The organism is Streptomyces sp. NBC_01481 (assembly GCF_026339995.1).
GTDB lineage: Bacteria > Actinomycetota > Actinomycetes > Streptomycetales > Streptomycetaceae > Streptomyces.
Genome location: NZ_JAPEPT010000001.1, coordinates 497,623 through 520,627 on the forward strand (window position 1 = coordinate 497,623; position 23,005 = coordinate 520,627).

At 69.3% G+C, this 23,005-nt stretch carries 18 protein-coding genes, 1 tRNA gene and 1 pseudogene; 16 read left to right on the top strand and 4 right to left on the bottom strand.

What is annotated here, in order from left to right; genetic code table 11:
- Positions 1 to 24: 24 nt before the first annotated feature.
- The 8 genes from OOK40_RS02375 (at position 25) to OOK40_RS02410 (ending at position 8,282) form a co-directional block, all read left to right on the top strand.
- Positions 25 to 789, top strand: coding sequence for a GntR family transcriptional regulator (locus OOK40_RS02375; protein ID WP_266476100.1), 765 nt, complete (start codon positions 25 to 27; stop codon positions 787 to 789).
- Positions 790 to 1,033: 244 nt separating this feature from the next.
- Entirely contained in the window at positions 1,034 to 2,155 is a 1,122-nt protein-coding gene (locus OOK40_RS02380) for a TIGR03364 family FAD-dependent oxidoreductase (protein ID WP_266476101.1), read from the top strand.
- 14 nt (positions 2,156 to 2,169) lie between these two features.
- Positions 2,170 to 2,835 (top strand): phosphonatase-like hydrolase, encoded by a 666-nt coding sequence (locus OOK40_RS02385; RefSeq protein ID WP_266478785.1) that lies wholly within the window; start codon positions 2,170 to 2,172, stop codon positions 2,833 to 2,835.
- Positions 2,832 to 3,884, top strand: coding sequence for an ABC transporter ATP-binding protein (locus OOK40_RS02390; RefSeq protein ID WP_266476102.1), 1,053 nt, complete (start codon positions 2,832 to 2,834; stop codon positions 3,882 to 3,884). The genes OOK40_RS02385 and OOK40_RS02390 overlap by 4 nt, the downstream gene beginning before the upstream one ends.
- Positions 3,885 to 3,906: 22 nt before the next feature.
- The gene (locus OOK40_RS02395) at positions 3,907 to 4,767 is read left to right on the top strand and encodes a 2-aminoethylphosphonate ABC transporter permease subunit (protein WP_266478788.1); all 861 of its coding nucleotides are present in this window, start codon (positions 3,907 to 3,909) and stop codon (positions 4,765 to 4,767) included.
- A complete protein-coding gene (locus tag OOK40_RS02400) occupies positions 4,754 to 5,551 on the top strand; it encodes an ABC transporter permease (protein WP_266476103.1) in 798 nt (265 codons plus the stop codon). The genes OOK40_RS02395 and OOK40_RS02400 overlap by 14 nt, the downstream gene beginning before the upstream one ends.
- 14 nt (positions 5,552 to 5,565) lie before the next feature.
- Positions 5,566 to 6,621: a 2-aminoethylphosphonate ABC transporter substrate-binding protein gene (locus OOK40_RS02405; protein ID WP_266476104.1), complete on the top strand. Its 1,056-nt coding sequence runs from the start codon at positions 5,566 to 5,568 to the stop codon at positions 6,619 to 6,621.
- A gap of 131 nt (positions 6,622 to 6,752) precedes the next feature.
- Positions 6,753 to 8,282: an alkaline phosphatase family protein gene (locus OOK40_RS02410; protein ID WP_266476105.1), complete on the top strand. Its 1,530-nt coding sequence runs from the start codon at positions 6,753 to 6,755 to the stop codon at positions 8,280 to 8,282.
- A gap of 66 nt (positions 8,283 to 8,348) precedes the next feature.
- Here OOK40_RS02410 and OOK40_RS02415 read toward each other — a convergent pair whose 3' ends face one another.
- On the bottom strand, positions 8,349 to 9,128 hold the full coding sequence (locus OOK40_RS02415) for an HAD-IIA family hydrolase (RefSeq protein ID WP_266476106.1): 780 nt from the start codon (positions 9,126 to 9,128) through the stop codon (positions 8,349 to 8,351).
- Positions 9,129 to 9,409: 281 nt separating this feature from the next.
- Here OOK40_RS02415 and OOK40_RS02420 point away from each other — a divergent pair, with 281 nt between their 5' ends.
- From OOK40_RS02420 to OOK40_RS02435, 4 genes are all read left to right on the top strand, one after another.
- On the top strand, positions 9,410 to 10,165 hold the full coding sequence (locus OOK40_RS02420) for a hypothetical protein (RefSeq protein ID WP_266476107.1): 756 nt from the start codon (positions 9,410 to 9,412) through the stop codon (positions 10,163 to 10,165).
- A 210-nt stretch (positions 10,166 to 10,375) separates the two neighbouring features.
- Positions 10,376 to 10,927, top strand: coding sequence for a hypothetical protein (locus OOK40_RS02425; protein ID WP_266476108.1), 552 nt, complete (start codon positions 10,376 to 10,378; stop codon positions 10,925 to 10,927).
- Position 10,928: 1 nt separating this feature from the next.
- Positions 10,929 to 11,597, top strand: coding sequence for a class F sortase (locus tag OOK40_RS02430; protein WP_266476109.1), 669 nt, complete (start codon positions 10,929 to 10,931; stop codon positions 11,595 to 11,597).
- A gap of 404 nt (positions 11,598 to 12,001) precedes the next feature.
- The gene (locus tag OOK40_RS02435; protein ID WP_266476110.1) at positions 12,002 to 13,009 is read left to right on the top strand and encodes a glycoside hydrolase family 6 protein; all 1,008 of its coding nucleotides are present in this window, start codon (positions 12,002 to 12,004) and stop codon (positions 13,007 to 13,009) included.
- 260 nt (positions 13,010 to 13,269) lie between these two features.
- Here OOK40_RS02435 and OOK40_RS02440 read toward each other — a convergent pair whose 3' ends face one another.
- The 3 genes from OOK40_RS02440 to OOK40_RS02450 form a co-directional block, all read right to left on the bottom strand.
- On the bottom strand, positions 13,270 to 15,222 hold the full coding sequence (locus OOK40_RS02440) for a galactose oxidase-like domain-containing protein (RefSeq protein ID WP_266476111.1): 1,953 nt from the start codon (positions 15,220 to 15,222) through the stop codon (positions 13,270 to 13,272).
- The gene (locus OOK40_RS02445; protein WP_266476112.1) at positions 15,219 to 17,141 is read right to left on the bottom strand and encodes a cellulose synthase catalytic subunit; all 1,923 of its coding nucleotides are present in this window, start codon (positions 17,139 to 17,141) and stop codon (positions 15,219 to 15,221) included. The genes OOK40_RS02440 and OOK40_RS02445 overlap by 4 nt, the downstream gene beginning before the upstream one ends.
- 447 nt (positions 17,142 to 17,588) lie before the next feature.
- Positions 17,589 to 17,662: transfer RNA gene (locus OOK40_RS02450), tRNA-Lys, on the bottom strand.
- 146 nt (positions 17,663 to 17,808) lie between these two features.
- Here OOK40_RS02450 and OOK40_RS02455 point away from each other — a divergent pair.
- The 4 genes and pseudogenes from OOK40_RS02455 (at position 17,809) to OOK40_RS02470 (ending at position 22,796) form a co-directional block, all read left to right on the top strand.
- Positions 17,809 to 19,134 carry a peptidoglycan-binding protein gene (locus tag OOK40_RS02455; RefSeq protein ID WP_266476113.1) on the top strand — a complete coding sequence of 442 codons (1,326 nt, stop codon included), beginning with the start codon at positions 17,809 to 17,811 and terminating at the stop codon, positions 19,132 to 19,134.
- Positions 19,135 to 19,220: 86 nt separating this feature from the next.
- A pseudogene (locus OOK40_RS02460) lies at positions 19,221 to 20,345 on the top strand (SPFH domain-containing protein); the annotation flags it as partial.
- Between the two features lie 121 nt (positions 20,346 to 20,466).
- Positions 20,467 to 21,054 (top strand): lytic polysaccharide monooxygenase, encoded by a 588-nt coding sequence (locus OOK40_RS02465; RefSeq protein WP_266476114.1) that lies wholly within the window; start codon positions 20,467 to 20,469, stop codon positions 21,052 to 21,054.
- Positions 21,055 to 21,080: 26 nt separating this feature from the next.
- Entirely contained in the window at positions 21,081 to 22,796 is a 1,716-nt protein-coding gene (locus OOK40_RS02470) for an AMP-binding protein (protein ID WP_266476115.1), read from the top strand.
- Positions 22,797 to 23,005 lie beyond the last annotated feature (209 nt).

A 23,005-nucleotide genomic window follows, 5' to 3' on the forward strand; every position in this document is an offset into this window, starting at 1 on the left:
ATATACGTCTGCGAACATCCCCTGGTGGACTACCCGAACGACCAGGCGCCCGGCGCCCCTGTCCGCTCCGGCATCCCGGAGCACGGACGCATCCCCAAGTACTACGCCGTCAAGGCCCATATCTCCCTCCTGATCGAGGAGTTGGGCGAGGGAGGACTGCTGCCGACCGAGCGTGAACTCGCCGTACGGTACGAGGTCTCGCGCGAGACGGTGCGTCAGGCACTGCGCGAACTCCTGCTGGAGGGCCGGCTGCGCCGCCAGGGCCGCGGCACGGTCGTCGCGGGCGCGAAGCTGGAGCAGCCGCTCTCGCTCGCCAGCTACACCGAGGGCGTACGCCGCCAGGGACGCACCCCGGGCCGTATGCTCATCAGCCTCGACCGCTTCCCCTGCAACGACGCGCTCGCCGCCGACATCGGCGTGGCCCGCGGCGAGCCCGTATGGCACATGGAGCGGGTGCTGCTCGCCGACGACGAACGCGTCGGCCTGGAGAGTACGTACGTCTCCGTGGCCCGAGTGCCGCGCCTGGACGCCGACTTCGACCCCGACTCCTCCTTCTACGCCTATCTGCGCGAGCAGCTCGGGATCTCCTTCGGCGACGCGGACGAGCGGATCGAGACGGTGCTCGCGACACCGCGCGAGGCGTTGCTGATCGGCACGCCCCCTGCCCTGCCGATGCTGCTGATCCACCGCCTCTCGCGGGACACGGCGGGCAGGCCGCTGGAGCGGGTCCGCACCCTCTACCGCGGCGACCGCTTCAGCTTCACGGCGCATCTGGGCAAACAGAACTGAGGGCTGAACGCGGGGGGTTTCTGCCGGGGGTCCGGGGGTTGTCCCCCGGGAGATGCAGCAGCGCGCACCTCGGCAACAGCGGCTGACGTCTGAAACCGCGGCTGACGCGATTTCTCAGTGCCCTCTGGACACCACACGTCGATAACGAGAAGGTAACGGGTCTAGGCCAAGATTGAGGGCCCGTTCACCGTCCCGTTGCCGACCGGCCCCGTACGGGACACCAACCCCGAGGAGCTTTGGCGTCGTGAGAGTCATCGTCGTAGGAGCCGGCGTGGTGGGAACCATGCACGCCTGGCACGCAGTGGAACGCGGCCACGAGGTCGTACAGATCGAGCGCGAGAGCGAGGCACGAGGCGCGAGCCTGCGCAATTTCGGCCAGATATGGGTCAGCGGCCGCGCGGGCGGCGAGGAGCTCGAAACCGCCCTGCGCGCCCGTGAGCTGTGGGAGGCCATCGGGGCGCGCGTGCCCGGGCTCGGCTTTCGGGCCATCGGCTCACTCACTCCGGTACGCAGCGACCTGGAGCTGGCCGTCGCCGAGGCCGCCGTCGCGCGGTCCGACGCCCCGGCCCGCGGCTACAAGCTCGTCACCGCCGACGAGGCGCGCCGGATCAACCCCGCGCTGCGCGGCTCCTTCACCGCCGCCCTGTGGTGCGAGCGGGACGCGGCCGTCGAGCCCCGGCCAGCCCAACTCGCCCTGAAGGAGGCGCTGCTGGCCTCCGGCCGCTACACCTACCTCGGCGGGCGCGAGGTCCGCGACGTCCTCGGTGACGGATCCGTCCGCGACGACCACGGCGACGTACACACCGGCGACGCCGTCGTCCTGTGCCCGGGCGCCGCGCTCTCCGGTCTCGTCCGCGAGCTCGTCCCCGACCTGCCCGTGCGCCGGGTGCGCCTGCAGATGATGCAGACCGACCCGCTCGGCGAGCCGCTGACCACCTCGGTCGCCGACGCCGACAGCTTCCGCTACTACCCGGCCTACGCGAGCGAGGCCCTGGACGCGCTCAACGCCGGACAGGACCAGACGCCGACCGCCGCCGCGCACAAGATGCAGCTGCTGATGGTGCAGCGCCGCGACGGCGGGCTGACCATCGGCGACACCCACGAGTACGAGCATCCCTTCGCCTTCGACACGATCGAGGACCCGTACGAGCACCTCACCGAGGTCGTCGAGTCCTTCCTCGGCAGGCCGCTGCCGAGGATCCGCCGCCGCTGGGCCGGGGTGTACGCGCAGTGCACCGACACCAGCCGCGTGGTGCACCGGCAGCAGGTGCGCGACGGAGTGTGGCTGGTCACAGGGCCGGGCGGGCGCGGCATGACCTGCTCGCCCGCCATAGCCGAAAAGACCGCGAACGAACTGGGCTGGTGAAGAAGTTGAACGAGATGAACCTCGTCGTACTGGACATGGCGGGCACCACCGTCGCCGACGGAGGCCTCGTCGAGCAGGCCTTCGGCGCCGCCGCCGAGCGGCTCGGCGCGGATCCCGCCGCGATGATCGACTACGTCCGCGCGACGATGGGCGAGTCGAAGATCTCCGTCTTCCGGCACCTCTTCGGAGACGAGACGAAGGCGCAGGCCGCGAACGCCGCGTTCGAGGAGGCGTACGGCGCACTCGTCGACGGCGGACGCATCGCGCCGGTTCCCGGCGCGCGGGAGGCGATCGAGCACCTGCGCGACCAGGGGCGCACGGTCGTCCTGACCACCGGCTTCGCCCGCACCACGCAGGACGCGATCCTGGCCGCGCTCGGCTGGCAGGGCCTCGTCGAGCTCACCCTCTGCCCGGCCGACGCGGGCGGCCGCGGCCGCCCCTACCCCGACATGGTGCTCGCCGCCTTCCTGCGCACCGGCGCGGTGGACGGCGTCCAGCAGATCGCGGTCGTGGGGGACACCTCGTACGACATGCTCAGCGGCGTACGGTCCGGCGCGGGCATCGTCGCCGGCGTGCTGACCGGCGCGCATGACATGGAGCAGCTGCAGACGCACGGCGCGACCCATGTGCTCGGATCCGTCGCCGAGTTGCCGGAGCTCCTGGCCGGGGCAGACCGATGACCAGCGGCATCCGCTTCGAGAGTGTCTCGGTCGCGTACGGGAAGAACCTCGTACTCGACTCGCTCGACCTCACCGTCGAGCCGGGCGAGGTCATGGCGCTGCTCGGGCCCTCGGGCTCGGGCAAGACCACGGCGCTGCGGGCCGTCGCCGGATTCGTGCGGCCCGTCTCCGGGCGGGTGTTCATCGGCGACCGCGATGTCACCGCACTGCCGCCGTACCGGCGGGGGATCGGGATGGTCGTCCAGCAGTACGCCCTCTTCCCGCACATGCGGGTCGCGGAGAACGTGGCCTTCGGCCTCAAGGCGCAGAAGGCACCGAAGCGAGAGATACCGGCGCGGGTCGCCGAGGCCCTGGAGATGACAGGGATGGCGGCGTACGCGCAGCGCTATCCGCGCGAGCTCTCCGGCGGTCAGCAGCAGCGTGTCGCGATCGCGCGGGCGCTGGCGATCCGGCCCGGCGTGCTGCTCCTCGACGAGCCGCTGTCGGCACTGGACGCGCAGCTCAGGTCCGGGATGCTGGCGGAACTGGCCCGGCTGCACCGGGAGTTGCCGGACGTCTCGATCCTGTACGTCACACACGACCAGGTCGAGGCGCTCACACTCGCGGACCGGATCGCGGTGATGGACAGGGCGCGGCTGCGGGACTGCGGCACGCCGCAGGAGCTGTACCGGCGGCCGCGTACGGAGTTCACGGCGTCGTTCGTCGGCAACGCGAATCTGTTGCCGGTGACGGTCGGGGCGGGGGCGGTGTCCTTCGGCGGGGCCGAGCTGAAGGTGTCCACGGACCGTGTCCCGTCCGGCACGACCGCCACCTTGTGCGTACGCCCGCACCTCGTCGGACTCGGCGACGGGCCGAACGCGCTGCGCGGGACGATAGCGGAGGTCCAGTGGCGGGGTGCGACGCACCGGCTGTACGTGGATGTGGACGGTCACCGCGTCAAGGCGGATGTCCGCGAACTGCGGGCGACGCCTTCGCTGGGGGACGCGGTCACCGTGCACTTCGCGCCGGAGGACGCGGTGCTGCTGGCGGGCGGGGTGAGCGGTGAGTAGCGCGCCTCCGGCGCCGGGGATCGTGCCCGTACTCCCCAAGGGCCCTTCGGGCCCGGAAGGTGCCCCCGCCGCCCTCGCGGAACGCAGGCTCCCAACGATCCTGTGGGTGCTCCCGCCCGTCGCCGTCCTGGCGCTCGTCTTCCTGTATCCCCTCGCGCTCGTCGTACAGGAGTCCCTCTCACCCGGCGCCTACTCCGACGTCTTCGGCTCCCAGGCCTTCCGTGACGCTCTGGCCACCACCGTCTGGCTCGCCGTCGGTGCCACCGTCGGGTGTCTCGTCCTCGGGTTCGTCCTCGCGCTGATCATCGCCTTCGTGCCCTTCCCGGGCGGCAAGGCGGTCGCCAAGTTCATCGACGTCTTCCTCTCCTTCCCCTCCTTCCTCATCACCCTCGCGCTGCTGTTCGTCTACGGCACCGTCGGGATGGCCAACGGACTGTGGACGGACTTCACCGGCGCGGCCGAGGGCCCCTTCCACTTCCTCACCACCCCCTGGGGCGTACTCCTCGCGGAGATCACCTACTTCACACCCTTCGTGATGCGCCCCCTCCTGGCCGCCTTCTCGCAGCTCGACACCGCCCAGCTGGAGGTCGCCTCCTCGCTCGGGGCGCGGCCCGCGCGGATCGTGCGGCGGGTGATCCTGCCCGAGGCGCTGCCCGCGCTCGCCGCCGGCGGGAGTCTCGTACTCGTCATGTGCCTCAACGAGTTCGGCATCGTCCTGTTCACCGGGGCCAAGGGAGTGACCACCCTGCCGATGCTCGTCTACGGCAAGGCGATCCTCGAGTCCGACTATCCGGCCGCCTGCGTCGTCGCCGTCGTCAACATCGCGATCTCCGTGGGTCTTTACAGCCTCTACCGAATGGTCAGCCGCCGTGTTGGTGCATAGCCGCAAGGGGAAATGGGCCACCTGGGCACTCTTCCTCGTCCTGTTCCTGCCGCTCTTCGCGCTGCCGCTGCTCGTCATCGTCGCCGCGTCCTTCTCGACGCACTGGTCCGGCGCCTTCCCCTCCGGGCCGACGACCGAGCACTACAGCGCTGCCGTACGCGGTGAATCCCTCCAGGCCCTCACCACCAGCCTGGTCACCGCCGTCACGGCCAGCCTGCTCGCCCTCACCGTCGGCAGCTGGGCCGCCATCGCGGCCGCCGGGCTCAAAAAGCGCGGGCGGCGCGTGCTCGACGCGCTGTTCGTGCTGCCCGTCGCCGTCCCCTCCGTCGTCGTCGGCCTGGCGATCCTCGTCGCCTTCTCCAAGCCGCCGATGCTGCTCAACGGCACCCGCTGGATCGTGATCCTGGCGCACACCGTGCTTGTCACGGCGTTCGCCTACCAGTCGGTCGCCGCCGCCATCATCCGTCTCGACCCGATGTACGAGCAGGCGGCGGCGAGCCTCGGCGCCCGCCCCTCGTACGTCCTGTTCCGGGTGAAACTCCCACTCCTGCTGCCGTCGCTCACCGCGGCCGCAGGGCTCTGCTTCGCCCTGTCCATGGGCGAGCTGAGCGCCACGATGATGCTCTACCCGCCCGACTGGATGCCGCTGCCGGTGCTCATCTTCACCGCCACCGACCGCGGGTCCCTCTTCACCGGATCGGCCCTCGCGGTCGTCCTGATGGGCACGACGCTCCTTGTCCTGCTCGCGGTCTCCCGTATCCGCACCAAAGCCTCTTACCGCTAGGAGAAGCACACGCCATGCACAGCCACCTCAAGCCGATCGCCGCCGTGATCGGCAGCCTCGCACTCGCCGCCTCCCTCACCGCCTGTGGCGGCTCGGCCGCCGCCGAAGAGAAGGTCGTCACCGTCTACAGCGCCGACGGCCTCAAGGGCGAGAAGGGCGACGGCTGGTACGACCAGGTCTTCAAGGACTTCGAGAAGGAGACCGGCATCAAGGTCAAGTACGTGGAGGGCGGCTCGGGCGAGATGGTGCAGCGCGCCGCCCGCGAGAAGTCCAACACCCAGGCCGATGTCATCGTCACCCTCCCGCCCTTCATCCAGCAGGCGGACTCCAAGGGACTGCTCCAGGCGTACGAGCCCAAGGGTGCCGACAAGGTCAACGGCGCCGACAAGTCCGGTGCCGGCAAGTGGACTTCGGTCGTCAACAACTACTTCGGCTTCATCTACAACAAGAAGGAGCTGACGCAGGCGCCCACCACCTGGGAGCAGCTCCTCGACGGCAGGTACAACGACAAGCTGCAGTACTCCACGCCCGGCGTCGCGGGCGACGGCACCGCCGTGGTCATCAAGGCCATGCACGACTTCGGCGGCAAGGAGCCGGCGATGGCGTACCTGAAGAAGCTCCAGGCCAACAATGTCGGCCCGTCCTCCTCCACCTCCAAGCTCGCGCCCAAGGTCGACAAGGGCGAGATCCTCGTCGCCAACGGCGATGTGCAGATGAACTTCGCACAGTCCAAGTCCATGCCGAACCTCGCGATCTGGTTCCCGGCGAAGGAGGGCGGCAAGCCCACCACCTTCGCGCTTCCCTACGCGGCTGGTCTGGTCAACAAGGCTCCGCACAGCGAGAACGGCAAGAAGCTTCTCGACTTCATGCTGACCGAGAAGGCGCAGAAGCAGGTCAGCGCGATCGGCGGCGGCTTCTCGGCCCGCAGCGATGTGAAGGCGACCGACGCCAACGCCATCGCTCTCGCCAAGCTGCTCGAAGGCGTCGAGGTCTTCGAGCCGGACTGGAAGGACATCGACACGAACCTCCAGTCCTATGTGGACGCGTGGAACTCCGCGACCGGCAGCTAAGAGTTCACCGGAAAGCTTCTGTTGCGGGACTGATTGTCGCGGAATGATAACGGGTACGGACCAACGCCCCCGGGAAACCGGGGGCGTTGCTCTGCCCGCAGACAAACCTCAGCCCTCTGACGGAGGAACAGATGCCGCTCAACGGCATATCCAGGCGCTCCGTACTCGCCGCCGGCGCCGCCACCGCCGCGGTCGCCGCCACCGGCACCCTCGCCACCCCCGCCCAGGCCGCCCCGGCCCTCCCGAACGGCACCAGCAAGGACAAGGTGCTCTTCGTCGGCATGGACGGACTGCGGTACGACAGGATCGACGCGGCCAAGGCCCCGACACTCAAGTCCCTGATGGCGAACGGGACATACGGCATGTCGCTGCTGTACGCCAACCCCATGGCGCAGACCTCGTCCGGACCCGGCTGGTCGACCATCTCCACCGGTGTCTGGCCCGACAAGCACGGCGTGAAGGACAACACCTTCATCGGCAAGAACTACGCCAAGTACCCTGGTTTTCTCGCCCGGTTGAACCAGATCAGGCCCGAACTGTCCCTCTTCGCCGCCGTCGACTGGCCCGAGCTCGACACCCATGGCACCGTCACCCCCGGGGCCGACGCCAAGCTCGTGTTCAACAACAACTACGCGGTGAACGACAAGGTCATCACCGACCAGACCGAGGACATCCTCCGCAACCAGAACCCGGACGTCCTGTTCGTCTACTTCGGCGAGACCGACGAGATGGGCCACAGCTACGGCGCCGCGAGCCAGAAGTACCTCGACGCCATCGACGTCCAGGACGCCTATCTCGGCCGGTTGCAGGCCGCGATCCAGGCCCGCCCCTCGTACGCCACCGAGCGCTGGACCGTCATCGTCGCCACCGACCACGGGCATGTCGACGCGGGCGGCCACGGAGGCAGCTCCATCGAGGAACGGCGTACGTTCGTGCTCGCCCAGGGCCCCGGCATCGCCGCCGGCGCCCGGCCCGCGGACACCCGGCTCGTCGATGTCGCCACCACGGTCTTCAAGCAGCTCGGTATCACCCCCGACCCTGCCTGGGGCCTGGACGGCAAGCCCATCCAGGAACGCTCGACCGACCCCTTCGACACGCTGCACTCGCAGCTGGGCCAGCGTGTCGACGAGACCGGAATCCCGGCCGGAGTGCTCGGCTTCACGCACACCGCGCCCAGCGGCTGGTCCGTGATCAACAGCGCGATGGGCACCGGCGGGGTCACCGAGTGGCGCGGCTGGGCCTTCGCCACCAACGAGTTCTGGTCCCGGGCGCAGCGGGACCAGTGGCGTGAGCTCAACATCCGCTCGCGCGGCGTCTTCGCGGTCGCCGACTCCGACGAGTGGGACGACAGGACGAACTCGGGCGGCTACGACTCCACGCTCGTGACCCCGGCGTACAGCGTCGGCGGCAAGACGAAGGTGACGCTGGACTTCACCACCTTCTACCGCCAGGAGGGCAGCCAGACCGCCCAGGTCCTGGCCTCCTTCAACGGCGGCACGCCCACGGTGGTCAAGAGCTACACGGCCGATGTGGTCTCCCAGCCGCAGTCGCTGACCGTGAACGTCCCCTCCGGGGCCTCCAGCGTCAGCTTCCGTTTCCGCTACACGGGCTCCAACAACTGGTACTGGGTGATCGACGGGGTCAGGGTCTCCGCTTCCTGATTCAGGACCGAAGACCGAGACCCCCGCCAGTGTCGGTGCGGGGGTCTCGGCGGTTGACGGCGCCGCTCACACGCGATCGACGAGGTCCGCGATGGAGTCCACGACGTTGGTCGGGCGGAACGGGTAGCGCTCGATGTCCGCCTTGCTCGTCAAGCCTGTCAGCACAAGGAACGTTTCCATACCGGCTTCAAGCCCGGCCAGGACATCGGTGTCCATGCGGTCACCGATCATGGCGGAGGTCTCCGAGTGCGCTCCGATGGCGTTCAGCCCAGTGCGCATCATCAGAGGGTTCGGCTTGCCAACGAAGTAAGGGTCCTTGCCGGTGGCCTTGGTGATCAGTGCGGCGACCGCCCCGGTGGCGGGCAACGCCCCCTCGGCGGACGGTCCGGTCTCGTCGGGGTTGGTGGCGATGAACCTGGCCCCGTTGTTGATCAGGCGAACGGCCTTGGTCATCGCCTCGAACGAGTAAGTCCTCGTCTCGCCGAGGATCACAAAATCGGGGTCGTGGTCGGTGAGGACATAGCCGATGTCGTGCAGCGCCGTCGTCAGACCGGCCTCGCCTATCACGTACGCCGTGCCGCCGGGGTGCTGGTTGTCCAAGAACTGCGCGGTCGCCAGCGCCGAGGTCCAGAGGCTCTCGACGGGCACGTCCAGGCCCATCCGGGAAAGCCTGGCGTGCAGGTCCCGCGCCGTGTAGATCGAGTTGTTGGTGAGGACCAGGAAGGGCTTCCCGGACTCCTTCAGCCGCTTGAGGAAGGCGTCTGCACCGGGGATCGGGACGCCCTCGTGGATGAGGACCCCGTCCATGTCGGTGAGCCAGGATTCGACCGGCTTGCGTTCTGTCATGGCTCTACCGTACTCAGCACCTCTTCTCAAGCGCTTTGAGGTCATGACGCGGGCCGGACGCGCACGAACCTGACGTTGCGCCGGCTCGTCCCCGCTGTCCGGCAACTCCGCGTCGGCCGCGGGATCTTACCGATTCCTGACGCCCACCCCGTGCGGGGCCCGTAAGGCCCCGCACGCATCTAGCGTGATCGGTAAATCCCCGTGTGCGACCGGTCGGCGCAAGCCGCGCCGGATGCCGGTTCGACTTCAAAGACCCCGAATATCACTAGAAGGGCCGAAAAGTGACCGTTGAGAGGCTTCCGATCTGTGCCTACCCGGACTGCACCAACCCTCCGGAAGCGCCGACGCCCGGCGCCCCGGCGCCTCGTTACTGCGTTCATCCCGAGCACAACGCGCTGGGGGCCTTCCGCAAGTTCCGTGCCAAGAGGCAGCAGCGCAAGGAGGAGAAGCGCCAGGCGACCGAGATCAAGAAGGCGGCCAAGGCAGCGGCCGACGTTCAGCCGCCCGCTCAGTTCGCCGCGCCGCCGGCCGCAGCCCAGGCGCCTGACTCGGGCTTGCCCCAAGTCGAGGAGGCGATGGAAGCCGTACAGGACGGGACTGGAGCTCGCGACGATCTCATAGCACTCATGTCCCGGCTGGCCACAGACTTGCCCTCCTACATCGAAGAGCTGGCCATCATCACGGACTCGGTTGCCGCCGAGGCGCGCATCGAGACCGTGACCAAGGCCGCTGCTCAGCGGACCCTGGCCGCCGAGCAGCGCACCGCGCTGGGGGAAGAGGCCGCGGAGATGGCCATCGCCGAGCTGGATGAGGCCAAGCAGAAGTTCGAAGAGGAGACCGAGAAGATCCGCAAGGAAACCGCGCAGCAGGTGGCCGACGCCGAGTTCGTGCGTGCCGAGCTCGAACGCTACCGCGAGCGGGTCGCCCAGCTCGAGGACCGTCTCGACAAGGTGCGCGAGGAGGCGGACACGGCCCGCAGGGAGCGCAGTGACCTCGCGCTGGAGATCGAGCGGCACCGCGCGGTGCACAAGAAGTAACCACCGACTGCCTCGCGGCGAGCGGAATGCTGCTCGCCGCGAGTCCGGGCTGTGGCGGGGTAGCGGCACGGTCCGTCACCGATCGGGGCTGCGCCGAACGGGTCTGACGCATTTGGGCACGTCAGGGGGCTCAAATGGACCACCGGGCCGCTCTTGCGGATGCGAAAACGCCCCAGACGCGTGAATCTTTTCCCTATCAGGAGGTTCACGATGCGTTCATGCTTGATAGCTCTCCGTGCCGCAGGGGCGGCCGCTGTACTGGTCCTGGCACCCGCCGCCACCACCGCACATGCCGACGACTCCGTGGAGGTCAACCTCGCCCCGGCCACCGTCGTTCCCGGCGGTGAGGTGGCGATCAGCGTCTCGGGCTGCCAGGGAACGACGGCCACCGTCACGTCCCAGGCCTTCGCCGCGGACGTCGAGCTCTCCAGCAGGACGGGCTCCCAGTTCTCCGGGCAGACGACCGTGAAAGCCGGCGTGAGCCTGGCCGCGTACGAGGTCAGTGTCGTGTGCGACGGTCATCGCCACCCGGCGAAGGGCCAGATCAAGGTCGTGCAGCAGCCCACGGACCAGCAGACCCCCGTCGCGCCGGTCCGCGCGGGCGGTGGCGGCGCGGCCCACCTCGCCGTGGCCACGACGGACCGCGTCGAGGGCACAGGCCCCGGCACCCCGCACGCCGTGGTCGGTCTCGTCCTCGCGGGCGTCGCGGCGATCGCAGTGGCCTTCCGCAGCTCACGACGGCGCCGGACGGAATCGGACTGACATGTCCTCCGCCGAACGCTCGGCGGGGACCGGTCGGCTGCTCACCGGAGTGGCCTGGGCGGTACTCCTGCTAGGGCTGTGGCTCTGGGGCAACGGGTTCACCGGCGGCTTCGGCGGCACCTCCGCGCCGACCACGGGCGATGTGGCGGCGGTCGGCCGGCCGCTCGGCGTGCCCCTGCCGCCCGCCCTCGATCCGCTGAGCCCCGCCAGGCCCGACCGGGTGGAGATACCGTCGATAGGCATCGCCGCCCCCGTCGTCCCGCGCGGTCTGGACTCCGCCGGCGCGGTCGACCCTCCGCCGTACGCCATGCAGAACACCGTCGGCTGGTACGGCAGCGGCACGCAGCCGGGCGCGTCCGGAGCGGCGCTGCTCGTGGGTCATGTCGACACAGAGACAAAACCGGCCGTCTTCTACGGGCTGAGTTCCGCCCGCCCCGGCGAGAAGGTCCGGGTGAGCAGGGCCGACGGCTCGGTCGTGGAGTTCACCATCGACGACATCCAGGTCTTCGGCCGGGACCGCTTCGATCCGACGAAGGTCTACGGTCCGCGCGAGGACGGGCGGGCGGAGCTGCGGCTGATCACCTGCGGCGGCACGTTCGACCGCGCGACAGGCACGTACAACGCGAATGTGGTCGTCTCCGCGTATCTGACCGCGGTGGTGAAGGAGTAGTCCGCGAAGCGGTCGGCAGGGTCCAACCTGGCTCGACCGACGACATGCTCCCCCCAGAGCCGTCGGCCGAGCCGGTCCTCGACCGCGGGCGCCCGGGCTGCGGGAGAAGCCCGGCACCGGCACGGGAGGTTCTGGTTGGTCCGGTCGCGCTCAAGGTCAGGGGCCGGGGCCGTTGCCCGACACTCTAGAGCGGTCGGTGGGCCCGGCCTAGGGCCTGGATGACACCATGTCGTGAACTCGTCGCCCTCAGTGGCTATTTCCTTACCGTCGCCCTGCGAGCACACCGCGACGAGGTGCGGGCTCGTGGCTCTCACCCGGCGTGTGTCAGGATGGATTCGACCTGTCTTGTCCGGTGGGAAGCCCGGGCGGGGAGGTCACCTGCAAGTGCAGCCAAGGGGGAGTGGATGTACGGGAGTTCCACCGGGCGTGCCCGCCTGTGCGGGGCCGCGGCGGCGGGGGCGGCGGTGCTGCTCTTGCTCGCAGGCTGTTCCTCCGGCGACGGCGAGGACAACAAACCGGCGGTGAGCCAGCAGCCCAAGGCGAACGATCCCTACTGGGTCAATCCCGACGGCAAGGCCGCGCGGCAGGTTGCCGCGTACCGCAAGGACGGCGACGACAAGAACGCCGAACTGATCAAGAAGATCGCCGAGCAGCCCGTCGGCGAATGGATCGGCCCGGACAAACCGGAGGCCGAGGCCAAGGGCTTCACCCAGGCGGCCGCGAAGGCCGACCGGGACGCACTGCTCGTCCTCTACAACATCCCGCACCGCGACTGCGGACAGTTCTCCAAGGGCGGCGCGGCCGACGGCAACGCCTACCGGGAGTGGGTGGACAAGGTCGCGGCGGGGATCGGCGACCGGCGGGCCACGGTGATCCTGGAGCCGGACGCGGTGCTGCACCTCGTGGACACGTGCACGCCGCAGGAGTTCCACGAGGAGCGGTTCGATCTGCTCAAGGGTGCCGTCGAGCGGCTGAAGCAGCAGCCGAACACGAAGGTGTACCTGGACGCGGGCAACGCGGGCTGGTCGCAGCCGGATGCGCTCTTCGACCCGCTGCGGCGGGCCGGGATCGACAAGGCCGACGGCTTCTCCGTCAACGTCTCCAACTTCTATCCGACCGCGGCGAGCAAGGAGTTCGGCCGCAAGCTGTCCGCGAAGGTCGGCGGCAAGCACTTCGTGATCGACACCAGCCGCAATGGCAACGGCCCGTACACCGCGGGCAAGGACCCGTGGTGCAATCCGCCGGGCCGCGCGCTCGGCGAGAAGCCGACGACACAGACGGGCGACGCGCTCGTCGACGCGTATCTGTGGGTCAAGCGGCCGGGGGAGTCGGACGGGGAGTGCAGGGGTGGGCCGCGGGCGGGGGAGTGGTGGGGGGAGTACGCGCTGGGGTTGGCGCGGGCGTCGAAGTAGCCCTGGGGTGGGGGCGCCGGTTCCGCTGCCCGGGGCCGTTCCCCTACCCGCCCTCCCCCTACGGCCTGGCGGCCGTGGGAGGTACCCCCATCCCGAACTGGGGGCAAGCCCCCAGACCCCCGTATGCGACCTTCGGCCGCATGTCCTCAAACGCCGGACGGGCTGAGTTTCCGCCGGTCGGCCTGACAATTCAGGCCGACCGGCGGAAACTCAGCCCCGCCGGCGTTTGAGGCGCGGGGGTCCGGGGGCAGAGCCCCCGGTTACGGGACCTCCACCCACACACCCTCCGACGGCGTCCCCTTCTCGTCCGTCACAAACAGCATGTACCAGCCCGACGGCACCAACGCCCGATTCGCCGGCACCGACACCTCGATCCCGTCCGCCGTCTTCTTCACGTCCAGCGCGATCGACCGCTGATCCGTGTCCGTGACATGCGTGACCGCGCTCGGCCGGATCAGCTTCGCCGTCTTGACGGACGCGGCGTCCTTGACCTTGAACGTCCCCGTGTCCCCGCGCGCGATGGACTTCGGCCCGCCGCTGATGAGCGGCTTGGAGTCCCGGTAGAGATACGGCGGCGTGTAGATCTCGATGCGCTGCTCGAAGACGCCCGGCTTCGTGTTCGCCTTGTCCGCGAACAGCGAGTCCGAGCCGAAGATCATGACGCGCCCGTCGGGCAGCAGCACCGAGCCCGAGTGGTAGTTGCGCCCCACCGCGGGGTCGGCGACCCGCTTGTACGTGCCGGTCTTCGGGTCGTACGTGCGCGCCTGGAGTACGTTCGAGCCGCCGCGCCCCCGGTAGTCCGAGGAGCCTCCGGTCACCAGGATCGAGTCGTCCGGCAGCAGCGAGGCGCTCGGGTAGCGCGTGCCCTTCTCCAGTGAAGCGCCGTCCTTGAAGCGGGGGTTGATCTCCTTGAGGTCGACCAGGCGGGACTTCTCACTCGCCTTCTCGGACTCGCCGACCCCGCCGCCGCCGATGACCATGAACCTCTGGTCCTGGGCGGGCGGCAGCATGACCGTCGCGGAGGTCTCCATCTTGTCCGGGTCGCTCAGCCCGGGGACCTTGACGAACTTGTTCGTCTTCAGGTCCCAGACGCCCGGCGCGCGGCCGACGTCGGCCGGTCCGTACCCGGCGTTGGAGCCGGAGTAGAAGAGCTTGCCGTTGTCCATCAGGAAGATCGCCGGGTAGGTGGGGAACTTCCTGATGATCCCGGTGTACTGCCACTTCTTGGTCTTCGGGTCGTAGACCTCGTCCTTGCCGGGGACGATCTGCCCGATCTCGTCGAGGCCGGAGAGCGCGAGGACCTTGCCGTCCTTGAGCGTGGTCAGCGTGGGGTACCAGCGGGCCTCGTTCATCGGGTCGACGGTGATGTACTTCTCCGCCACCGGGTCGAACTCGTAGGCCTCCTTGATGCCCTGGAAGTCCTTCTTGTCGAGGGCGAGCTTCTGCGCGATGCCGTAGATGTTGCGGGCGTCGGAGCCCTTGAGGCCCTGCACGCGGTAGTTGTCCTCGGTGCCGGTCTCGTAGTCCTTCCCGGACTCCTCGGCCTCGACGTAGATACGGCCGAGGCCCGGCTCGGTCCGCAGGAACCTGCCCGTCGCCGGGTCGAAGACCTTCTTCGCCTTCTCCACCAGGACGGGGTCCTTGGAGACGAAGGTCTTGCCGTTCTTCTTGCCGGTGAACTTGGTGCCCGCGGGCAGGGTCTTGGGCTCGTCCGGGTCCTCGTTGTGCACGACCATCAGGCCGCCGGCCTTGGTGATGTCGCCCTTGAGCTTCTCGTACCGCTTGGTGCCGCCCGCGATCAGGAGCTTGCCGTCGGGCAGTTGGGTGTGCCCGGCGCAGAACATGTCCTTGGGTGTGGGGATCTTCTTGAACTCATTGGTCCTGGGATCCCACAGCACCGACTCGAACTTCTTCGCGTCGAAGTTCTTCTGGTTGTTGCCCGATCCGGCGACGAGCAGCACCTTGCCGGTGTGCAGCAGCGCCGCGTGGATGGAGTTGATGCGGTACTCGGCGGGGACGTCCAGAAAGTCCCAGTGACCGTTCTCAGCCTTGTACTCGGGCTTGTTGATCTTGTAGTCGTGGTACTGGTCCGAGCCGAAGCGCCACAGCGCGGGCCCGTTGAAGCCGGCCACCGCGACGATCACCGCGGCGCCGATCGCTATCCGGCGGGCCCGGTTCTTGCGGTGGTTCGGCCGGACGGGCAGCGTGCTCATTTCTTACGTCCCCCAAGGGCGATCTGCATGGTCTGATCTGCGGCGGAGCCCGGCCGCTGCTGCGGCACATGGGCCTCGGGCTGTGCGGCCGGCGGCCGCCCGCCGCCGTGGCGCCGTGAGCGCTTCTTCTTCTCGGCACGGATGCCGTGGCGCCAGGCGAAGATCGGCGCCGCGGTGATCAGCAGGGCCAGCGTCGCCCACACGATCATCGCCGGATGGTCGTGCCCGAAGTAGAAGGAGGAGCCCAGCGATCCGCCGAAGACGAGGATGAAGAAGAGATGGATCCGGAAGGTGCCGAAGAGGGTGTCCGGGCTGGACGAGTCGCCCTTGGGGGTCACGACGAACTTGCTCTTGCGGCGCAGTACGGCGTCCATCAGCGAGCGTGCGTAGATCGGCGCGGAGAGCGCGGACATGACCATGCCCGCGAGTCCGCCGGAGCCCTCGGGCTCGTGTGGCGAAACGTTGTGGCGGCGGTTCCAGATGTAGAGGCCGATCTGGAGCGCCGAGGCATTGCCGTACAGCATCATCCAGATCGCGGGGTCGATCTGCACACCCGAGGCGCCCATGCCCAGGAACAGCGCACAGCTCAGCGCCGCCAGGATCCAGTTGAGGGCGGACATCGGGTAGAAGATGATCATCATCGTGTAGTTGAAGAGCTTGCCCGGCGGCAGGGAGTAGAAGCCCTTCCAGTACTGCTTCATGATCGTTTCGTATGTGCCCCGCGACCAGCGCAGCTGCTGGGTGAAGAAGTCGGTCCAGGCCGTGGGCCCCTCGCCGACGGCCAGCACGTCCGGGGTGTAGACCGAGCGCCACCTGTTGCCGGTGTCCGGGTTCTTGGCGCGGTGCATCTCGAAACCGGTGGCCATGTCCTCGGTGATCGAGTCGTACAGGCCTCCGATCTGCTTGAGCGCCTTGATACGGACGGCGTTGGAGGTGCCGACGAACATCGGGGCGCCGTAGCGGTTGCCCGCGCGCTGGATCAGGGCGTGGAAGAGGAACTGCTGGGACTCGGCGGCCTTGGTGACGAAGGTGTCGTAGTTGCCGTAGACCTGCGGGCCGATGACAAAACCGACGTCGGGGTCGCGGAAGTAACCGAGCATCCGCTCCAGATAGTTGGGCAGCGGGATGTGGTCGGTGTCCACGGAGGCGAAGTAGTCGTAGTTGCCGCCGTGCGCCTCTAGCCAGGCGTTGTAGTTGCCGTGCTTGGTCTTGGCGCGGTGGGCGCCCTTGGTCTGGTTCCACTTCGCTATGCCCTTGCGGGAGAAGTGGTGGACGCCGAGGCGCGCGCACACCTCCTTGACGGCGGGGTCGTCGCCCTCGTCGAGGAGCCAGACGTGCATGAGCCCGCGGTGGCGGATTTTTACGGCCGCCTCCAGGGTCTTCGTCACCATCTCCAGGGGCTCCTTGCCCGGTACGAAGGAGGTGAGGAAGGCGACCTTGGTGCCGGACTCGGGCACCACGGGGACGGGATCACGCGCCACCAGCGTCGCGTGCGCGTTGGACAGGACGTTCATCGTGCGGAAGAGCTCGATCAGACCGATCGAGACGAGCATGACGATGTCGAGAATGAGCAGCGTGTCGTTCTTCAGGTTCGGATCGCGCTCGGTCCAGTGCTGTGGCTGCATCAGCCAGGCGAACAGACCCAGCGACACCAGCGGCGCGGCTCCCAGCAGCAGGGCGGCCCGTATGCGGTGCGGCTCCTGCGAGAGCAGGGAGCGGTACTGCACGGTGTACGGCTTGGTGGGATCGGGCTGGGTGAGGGGGCCGGCGAGGCGGCTGTAGTGCTCGTAGTCGTACTTGGGAAGCGCCTTCTTCGGGCGCAGCCGGTGGCCTCCGGTGCGCAGATGGGCGGGTACCCGGAGCTGAGTCGTCAGGGAAGGGTCGTTGTGCTGCCCGGCGCCGCTCGGCGTCGACGTCATGAGTCATCCCCCCGCACGCATGCTGGCTGCGTGTGATGTGGTCGGTTCTTAAGTCCTGACCCCGGTCCCCCTCGACCAGTTGCCCTGGACACATCAGTGGCGGGCCACCGTCCCTACAGACACGAAACAGTCACTCGCCGGTTGCATCATGCCCGTCACGTGTTCGGACCGTGATCGGGGTCCCCTTCCCCGCACTCCGACAACGGACTGATGCGCCTGTACTACCCTCAACTACGCGAAACGGATGCCCCATTGGAGCCATTGCTTCCAGGATAGGTTCTACGACCCCGCCCATGATCGCAAGGGTGAATGAAGCACTTAAGCGGATATATGTACGATTTGAGGTGCCCTTGTGGGCGAGCAGTGTTCGGGGTGCAGGGTGGCCGAAAATGGCCGTAGGGACGACCGAGGCCCCCTCACTCGCCGTGAGGGGGCCTCAGTGTTGCGTGCGCCGCCAGGGACTCGAACCCCGGACCCGCTGATTAAGAGTCAGCTGCTCTAACCAACTGAGCTAGCGGCGCCTGCTGACCCGGAGAACTCTACCGGACGGCGAAGGGTGCTACTGACCATTATCTGATCGTTCCGGCCTGTCGGATCGTCGTTTATTACCGCTACTCCGTCAAAATGCGATCAAACGTGACAGATCGATCAGTGACAGGGGCCACGTATGACCGCGCCGGTATTCGAGGAGTTCGAGCCCGCCGACGACTGCGACTGCGCGGGGTGCGTGCAGCAGCGCCGCGCTCTGGCCGCGGGGGAGCACCCGGCCGCGCACGGCTGTCGCCGGGCACTCGTGCTGTTCACGGCGGCGGGTGTGGTCCTGGGCGGCGGCGGAGGAGCAGCCGCGGCGACGGCAGTCGGGGTCCCCTCCGCGCCCGGGTCCGCGCTCCGGCCCGCGCCGGGGGCGGCCGCCTTCGTCGGCGATCCAGAGTCCGCCAACGAGCAGGGCGGCACCGCACCGCTGCACGGCCCCCATCCCGCCACCGCCACGGTTCCCGCCGCGCTGCGTCCGGTCACCCGGGCCGAGATCATCAACCGCGCCAAGCAGTGGGTGGCCGCCAAAGTCCCGTACAGCATGGACAAGTACTGGTCGGACGGGTACCGCCAGGACTGCTCCGGCTTTGTCTCGATGGCCTGGAACATGGGCAGCAACGAGTGGACCGGGAGCCTCGCGCAGTTCGCCACCCGGATCACGCGCGAGGAGCTGGAGCCCGGCGACATCCTGCTCTTCCACAACCCGGACAATCCGACCAAGGGCTCGCACGTCACGATTTTCGGCGGCTGGACCGACTACACGCACACCTATTACGTCGCGTACGAGCAGACGAAGCCGCACACCCGCAAGCAGCCGACGCCCATGGGGTACTGGACCAACGCCGACCGTTATCTGCCCTACCGCTACAACGGCCTCATCACCGCGACGACCACCGCGACGACCACCGCGAGCGGGCCGGTCTCCGCCGAGGAGTATCCGGGCGCGACGGCCTTCGGCCCCGGCGCGAACAACGCGCACATCACCAAGCTCGGCGAGATGCTCGTCGAGCTCGGCTTCGGCAAGTACTACACAGTCGGCCCCGGGCCCCTCTGGGGCGAGGCCGACCGCCGGGCCACCGAGGCCTTCCAGCTCGCCCAGGGCTGGCGCGGCCCTGCCGCCGACGGGATGCCGAGCGCGGAGACCTGGCAGCTCCTGGCGACCAAGCAGGGCAGGAGCATCCCTGCGGCGGCGCCCGGCCCCGGCGGCACGAGGGCGGCGAAGCCCACGTACCCCGGGTCCCGGCACTTCAGGCCCGGCCGGTCCGGCGCGCATGTCACCCAGCTCCGCCGGAAGCTGGTCGAACTCGGCTTCGGCAAGCACTACACAGCCGCCCCGGGGCCGGTCTGGGGCGAGGCGGACCGGCGCAGTGTCGAGGCCTTCCAGCGGGCCCAGGGCTGGCGCGGCGCGGCGGCGGACGGATTCCCCGGACCGGAGACCTGGCGCCGGCTCTTCGCCTGAGACACGCACCGAACTCATCAGTGGAGGCGGCAGTCATGAACACCACGACCTCGGAGCCCGACGGCGAACCGACGTCCGACGGCCCGCGGCACACCCCCGTGATCGCCCAGGAGGTGACCACCGAGATCCCGGTGCATCTCCTCTTCCGTGACGACGACTCCCAGCCGATCGCCCTGCGTTCCGCCGTGGTGGCGCGGCGGCAGGGCACCGGCGAGCAGCCGAAGGTCGGGCGCAGGCCCGCGCCGCCGGCCGCCGTGCCTCTGCGGCCCGCGCCGCCCGTCGATCCGGACCTGGGCGAGCGCCCCGCGTCCGCGCTGCCCGGCTGGACCGGTCTGGTCGCGGGTGCGTGCGCGCTCGGCGGGATCGGCGCGGTGCTGTGGGGGGCCGGGGCGGTGCCGGGCCCGGTGGCCGGGCTGCTCGGGCTGACCCCGCATCCGTTCCACGGCATCGGGTTCGGACTGTGGTGCCTGCTCACGCTCGGCGTGACCCTTGCGCTCTTCGCCTTCGGCGGGCTGGGCCGCGGTCGCGTCGGCCAGGCCTGGGTGCTCACGCTCTTCGGCGACTACTGCGGCAGCGTGCGGCGTACGGGACTGGTGTGGGTGAGCCCGCTGGTGCTGCGCCGGCGCGTGGACGTACGGCTGCGGCACTGGCGCAGCGAACCCATGCCCGCGGTCGACGCGGACGGCACCGCGCTGCGGGTCGTCGTGCTCGTCGTGTGGCGGGTGGCGGACACGGCGCGTGCCGCGCTCGGTGTCGAGGACCACGAGGACTATCTGAGCGAGCAGGTCGAGGCGGCGATGGCGCGGGTGCTTTCGCAGCTGCCCGCCGACGCACTTCACGAGGAGGCTCCCCCTGGCTCCGCCGGGGGGACCCCCACGCTGCGCGACGCGGAGGCGGTCGGCGACGCGCTGACCCGGATGCTGTCGGCGGACTGCGCGCCGGTGGGGATCGAGGTCTTCTCGGCGCAGCCGACGGGGATCGAGTACGCGCCGGAGGTGGCGGCCGCGATGCAGCGCCGTCGGATTGCGGCGATCGACGCCAAGCACCGTGACAGCGTGCTGACTTCGGTGGTGGATGCGGTGGAGGAGACGGTGAGCAGGCTGACCGCGCGGGGGCTCGTGGAGCTCGACGACTACGAGCGCAAGGCTCTGGTGAAGGACCTCACGATCGCCTTCTACACCGGGCGTTGTGGGGCGGCGGAAGGTACGTGATTGGTCTGGACATGTTCAAGTTCCGTTAATACCCTGGGACTTGGTCTAGACCTGAATACGCAACACCGCACGCGTGCAGCACGGCTCGCCTGAACTCCCCCACGTTCTCCAGGAGCGAAGCATGCGCAAAAAGATAAGCGCGGCCGTGGTCGGTCTCGCCGTAGCGGGCACCACTGTGCTCGCCACCGGCAGTGCCAGCAGCCACGGCTACACCGACTCGCCCATCAGCCGCCAGAAGCTCTGCGCCAACCGCACGGTCGCCGACTGCGGCGAGATCATCTACGAACCCCAGAGCGTCGAAGGCCCCAAGGGCTTCCCGGCCGCGGGCCCTGCCGACGGAACGATCTGCGCCGGTGGCAACAGCCGCTTCTCGCAGCTCGACGACCCGCGCGGCGGCACCTGGCCCACCACCAAGGTCTCCGCGGGCCAGAACTACACCTTCCGGTGGCAGTTCACCGCCATGCACGCGACGACCGACTTCAAGTACTACGTCACCAAGAACGGCTGGAACCCGGGCCAGAAGCTCACCCGCGCCTCGCTCGACTCGCAGCCGTTCCTGACGATCCCCTACAACGGCCAGCGCCCGCCGTCCACGCTCAGCCACTCCGGGACGCTGCCGTCGAAGTCCGGCAGGCACCTGATCCTCGCGGTGTGGACCGTGCACGACACCGGCAACGCCTTCTATGCCTGCTCGGACGTTCAGTTCTGACAGGTAGTCAGTTACCGTGCGGCGTCATGAGGAACGCGGAAGCAGGCACCGTCGCGGAGCTCGTACAGCGCCAATGGGGCGATCATCGGGTGGGCCTGAGAGACCACGGTCACTCACTCACCCACCACCAGATGGCCGCGGGCGCCGCCGCACGGGCCGCGCTCCTCGTGGACCTGATGCCGCGCGGCGCCGAGCCACACCTCGGGGTACTGCTGGACAATACCCCGGAGTTTCCCCTGTGGCTCAGCGCGGCGGCTCTGGCCGGAGCCGCCGTGGCAGGCATCAATCCGACCCGGCGCGGGCCCGAACTGGCCCGCGACATCCAGCACACCGACTGCCGGGTGCTGGTCACCGAACGCTCCCGCCTTCCCCTCCTCGACGGTCTCGAACTGCCGGGGACACGGGTGCTGGTGACCGATCCCGACAACGCCGACTACGCCGAGCTCCTCGCCCCGTACGCCGCCGCCGTACCGGGCGAGGCCACGCTCGGCCCCGTCGGGCCCGGCAGCCGGCTGCTGCTGTACTTCACCTCCGGGTCGACAGGCGCGCCCAAGGCCGCGATCTGCTCCCAGGGGCGGCTCGCGGCGGCGGGCGCGTCGCTCGTCGCGCACTTCGGCGTGCGCGCGGACGACGTGCACTACATCTGCATGCCGATGTTCCACGGCAACGCCGTCATCGCCGACTGGGCGCCCGCGCTGTCGGCGGGCGCGGCCGTCGCGCTGCGGCGGCGCTTCTCGGCCTCGGGCTTCCTGTCCGACGTACGGGAGTTCGGCGCCACCTACTTCACCTACGTCGGCCGGGCCGTCCAGTATCTGCTGGCCACGCCCGAGCGCGACGACGACCGCTCGCACTCCCTGCGGCTGGGTTTCGGCACCGAGGCGGGCGCGGTGGACGCGGCCCGCTTCCAGGCGCGCTTCGGAGTACGCCTGGTCGAGGGCTACGGCTCCTCGGAAGGCGGCGCGGCGATCCAGCGGACCCCCGACACACCCGCCGGCGCGACAGGCAGGGCCGGTCCCGGCGACGACCTCGCGGTGGTCGACCCCGACACGGGCAAGGAACGGGCGGCCGCGGCGCTGGACGAGGAGGGTCGGCTGCTCAACGGGGACGAAGCGATAGGGGAGTTGGTCAGCCGCGGCCCGAACCCCTTCGAGGGCTACTGGCGCCACCCCGAGGCGGACGCGGCCCGGACCCGCGGTGGCTGGTACTGGACCGGCGACCTCTTCTTCCGCGACGCGGAGGGTTTCCTGTACTTCGCGGGCCGTACGGACGACCGGCTGCGGGTCGACAGCGAGAACCTCGCCGCCGCGATGATCGAGAACATCCTCGCCCGCTGGGAGCCCGCGGCGGCGGTCGCCGTCTACGCCGTACCCGACCCGGTGTCGGGCGACCAGGTGATGGCGGCGATGGCCCTGCGGGAGGGGGAGTCCTTCGACCCGGAGGCTTTCGCCGACTTCCTGGCGGCGCAGCCGGACCTGGGCACGAAGATGGCGCCGCGGTTCGTACGGGTGCTGCGGGAACTGCCGGTGACGGCGACGAACAAGGTCCACCGGGTGGGGTTGCGGAAGGTGGGGTTCGGGGGTGGGGACCCGGTGTGGTGGCGGCCGGGGGGTGCGGGGGCGTATCGGTTGCTGCTGGTAGAGGAGCGGTCGGCGCTGGAGGGGGAGTACGCGGAGCGGCGGCGCGGTGAGGTCCTAGCTGGGGCTCCGCCCCAGACCCCGCTCCTCAAACGCCGGAGGGGCTGAATGTGCGCCCAAGCCGCACATTTCAGCCCGTCCGGCGATTGAGGACATGCGGCCGAAGGTCGCATACGGGGGTCCGGGGCGGAGCCCCGGAGGGGTCCGGGGGCAGCGCCCCCGGTTACGGGATGGGGGTACCTCCCACGGCCGCCAGGCCGTAGGGGGAGGGCGGGGTGGGGGCAAAGCCCGCCGCAGGCGCACCCCCCGCCCGCTTC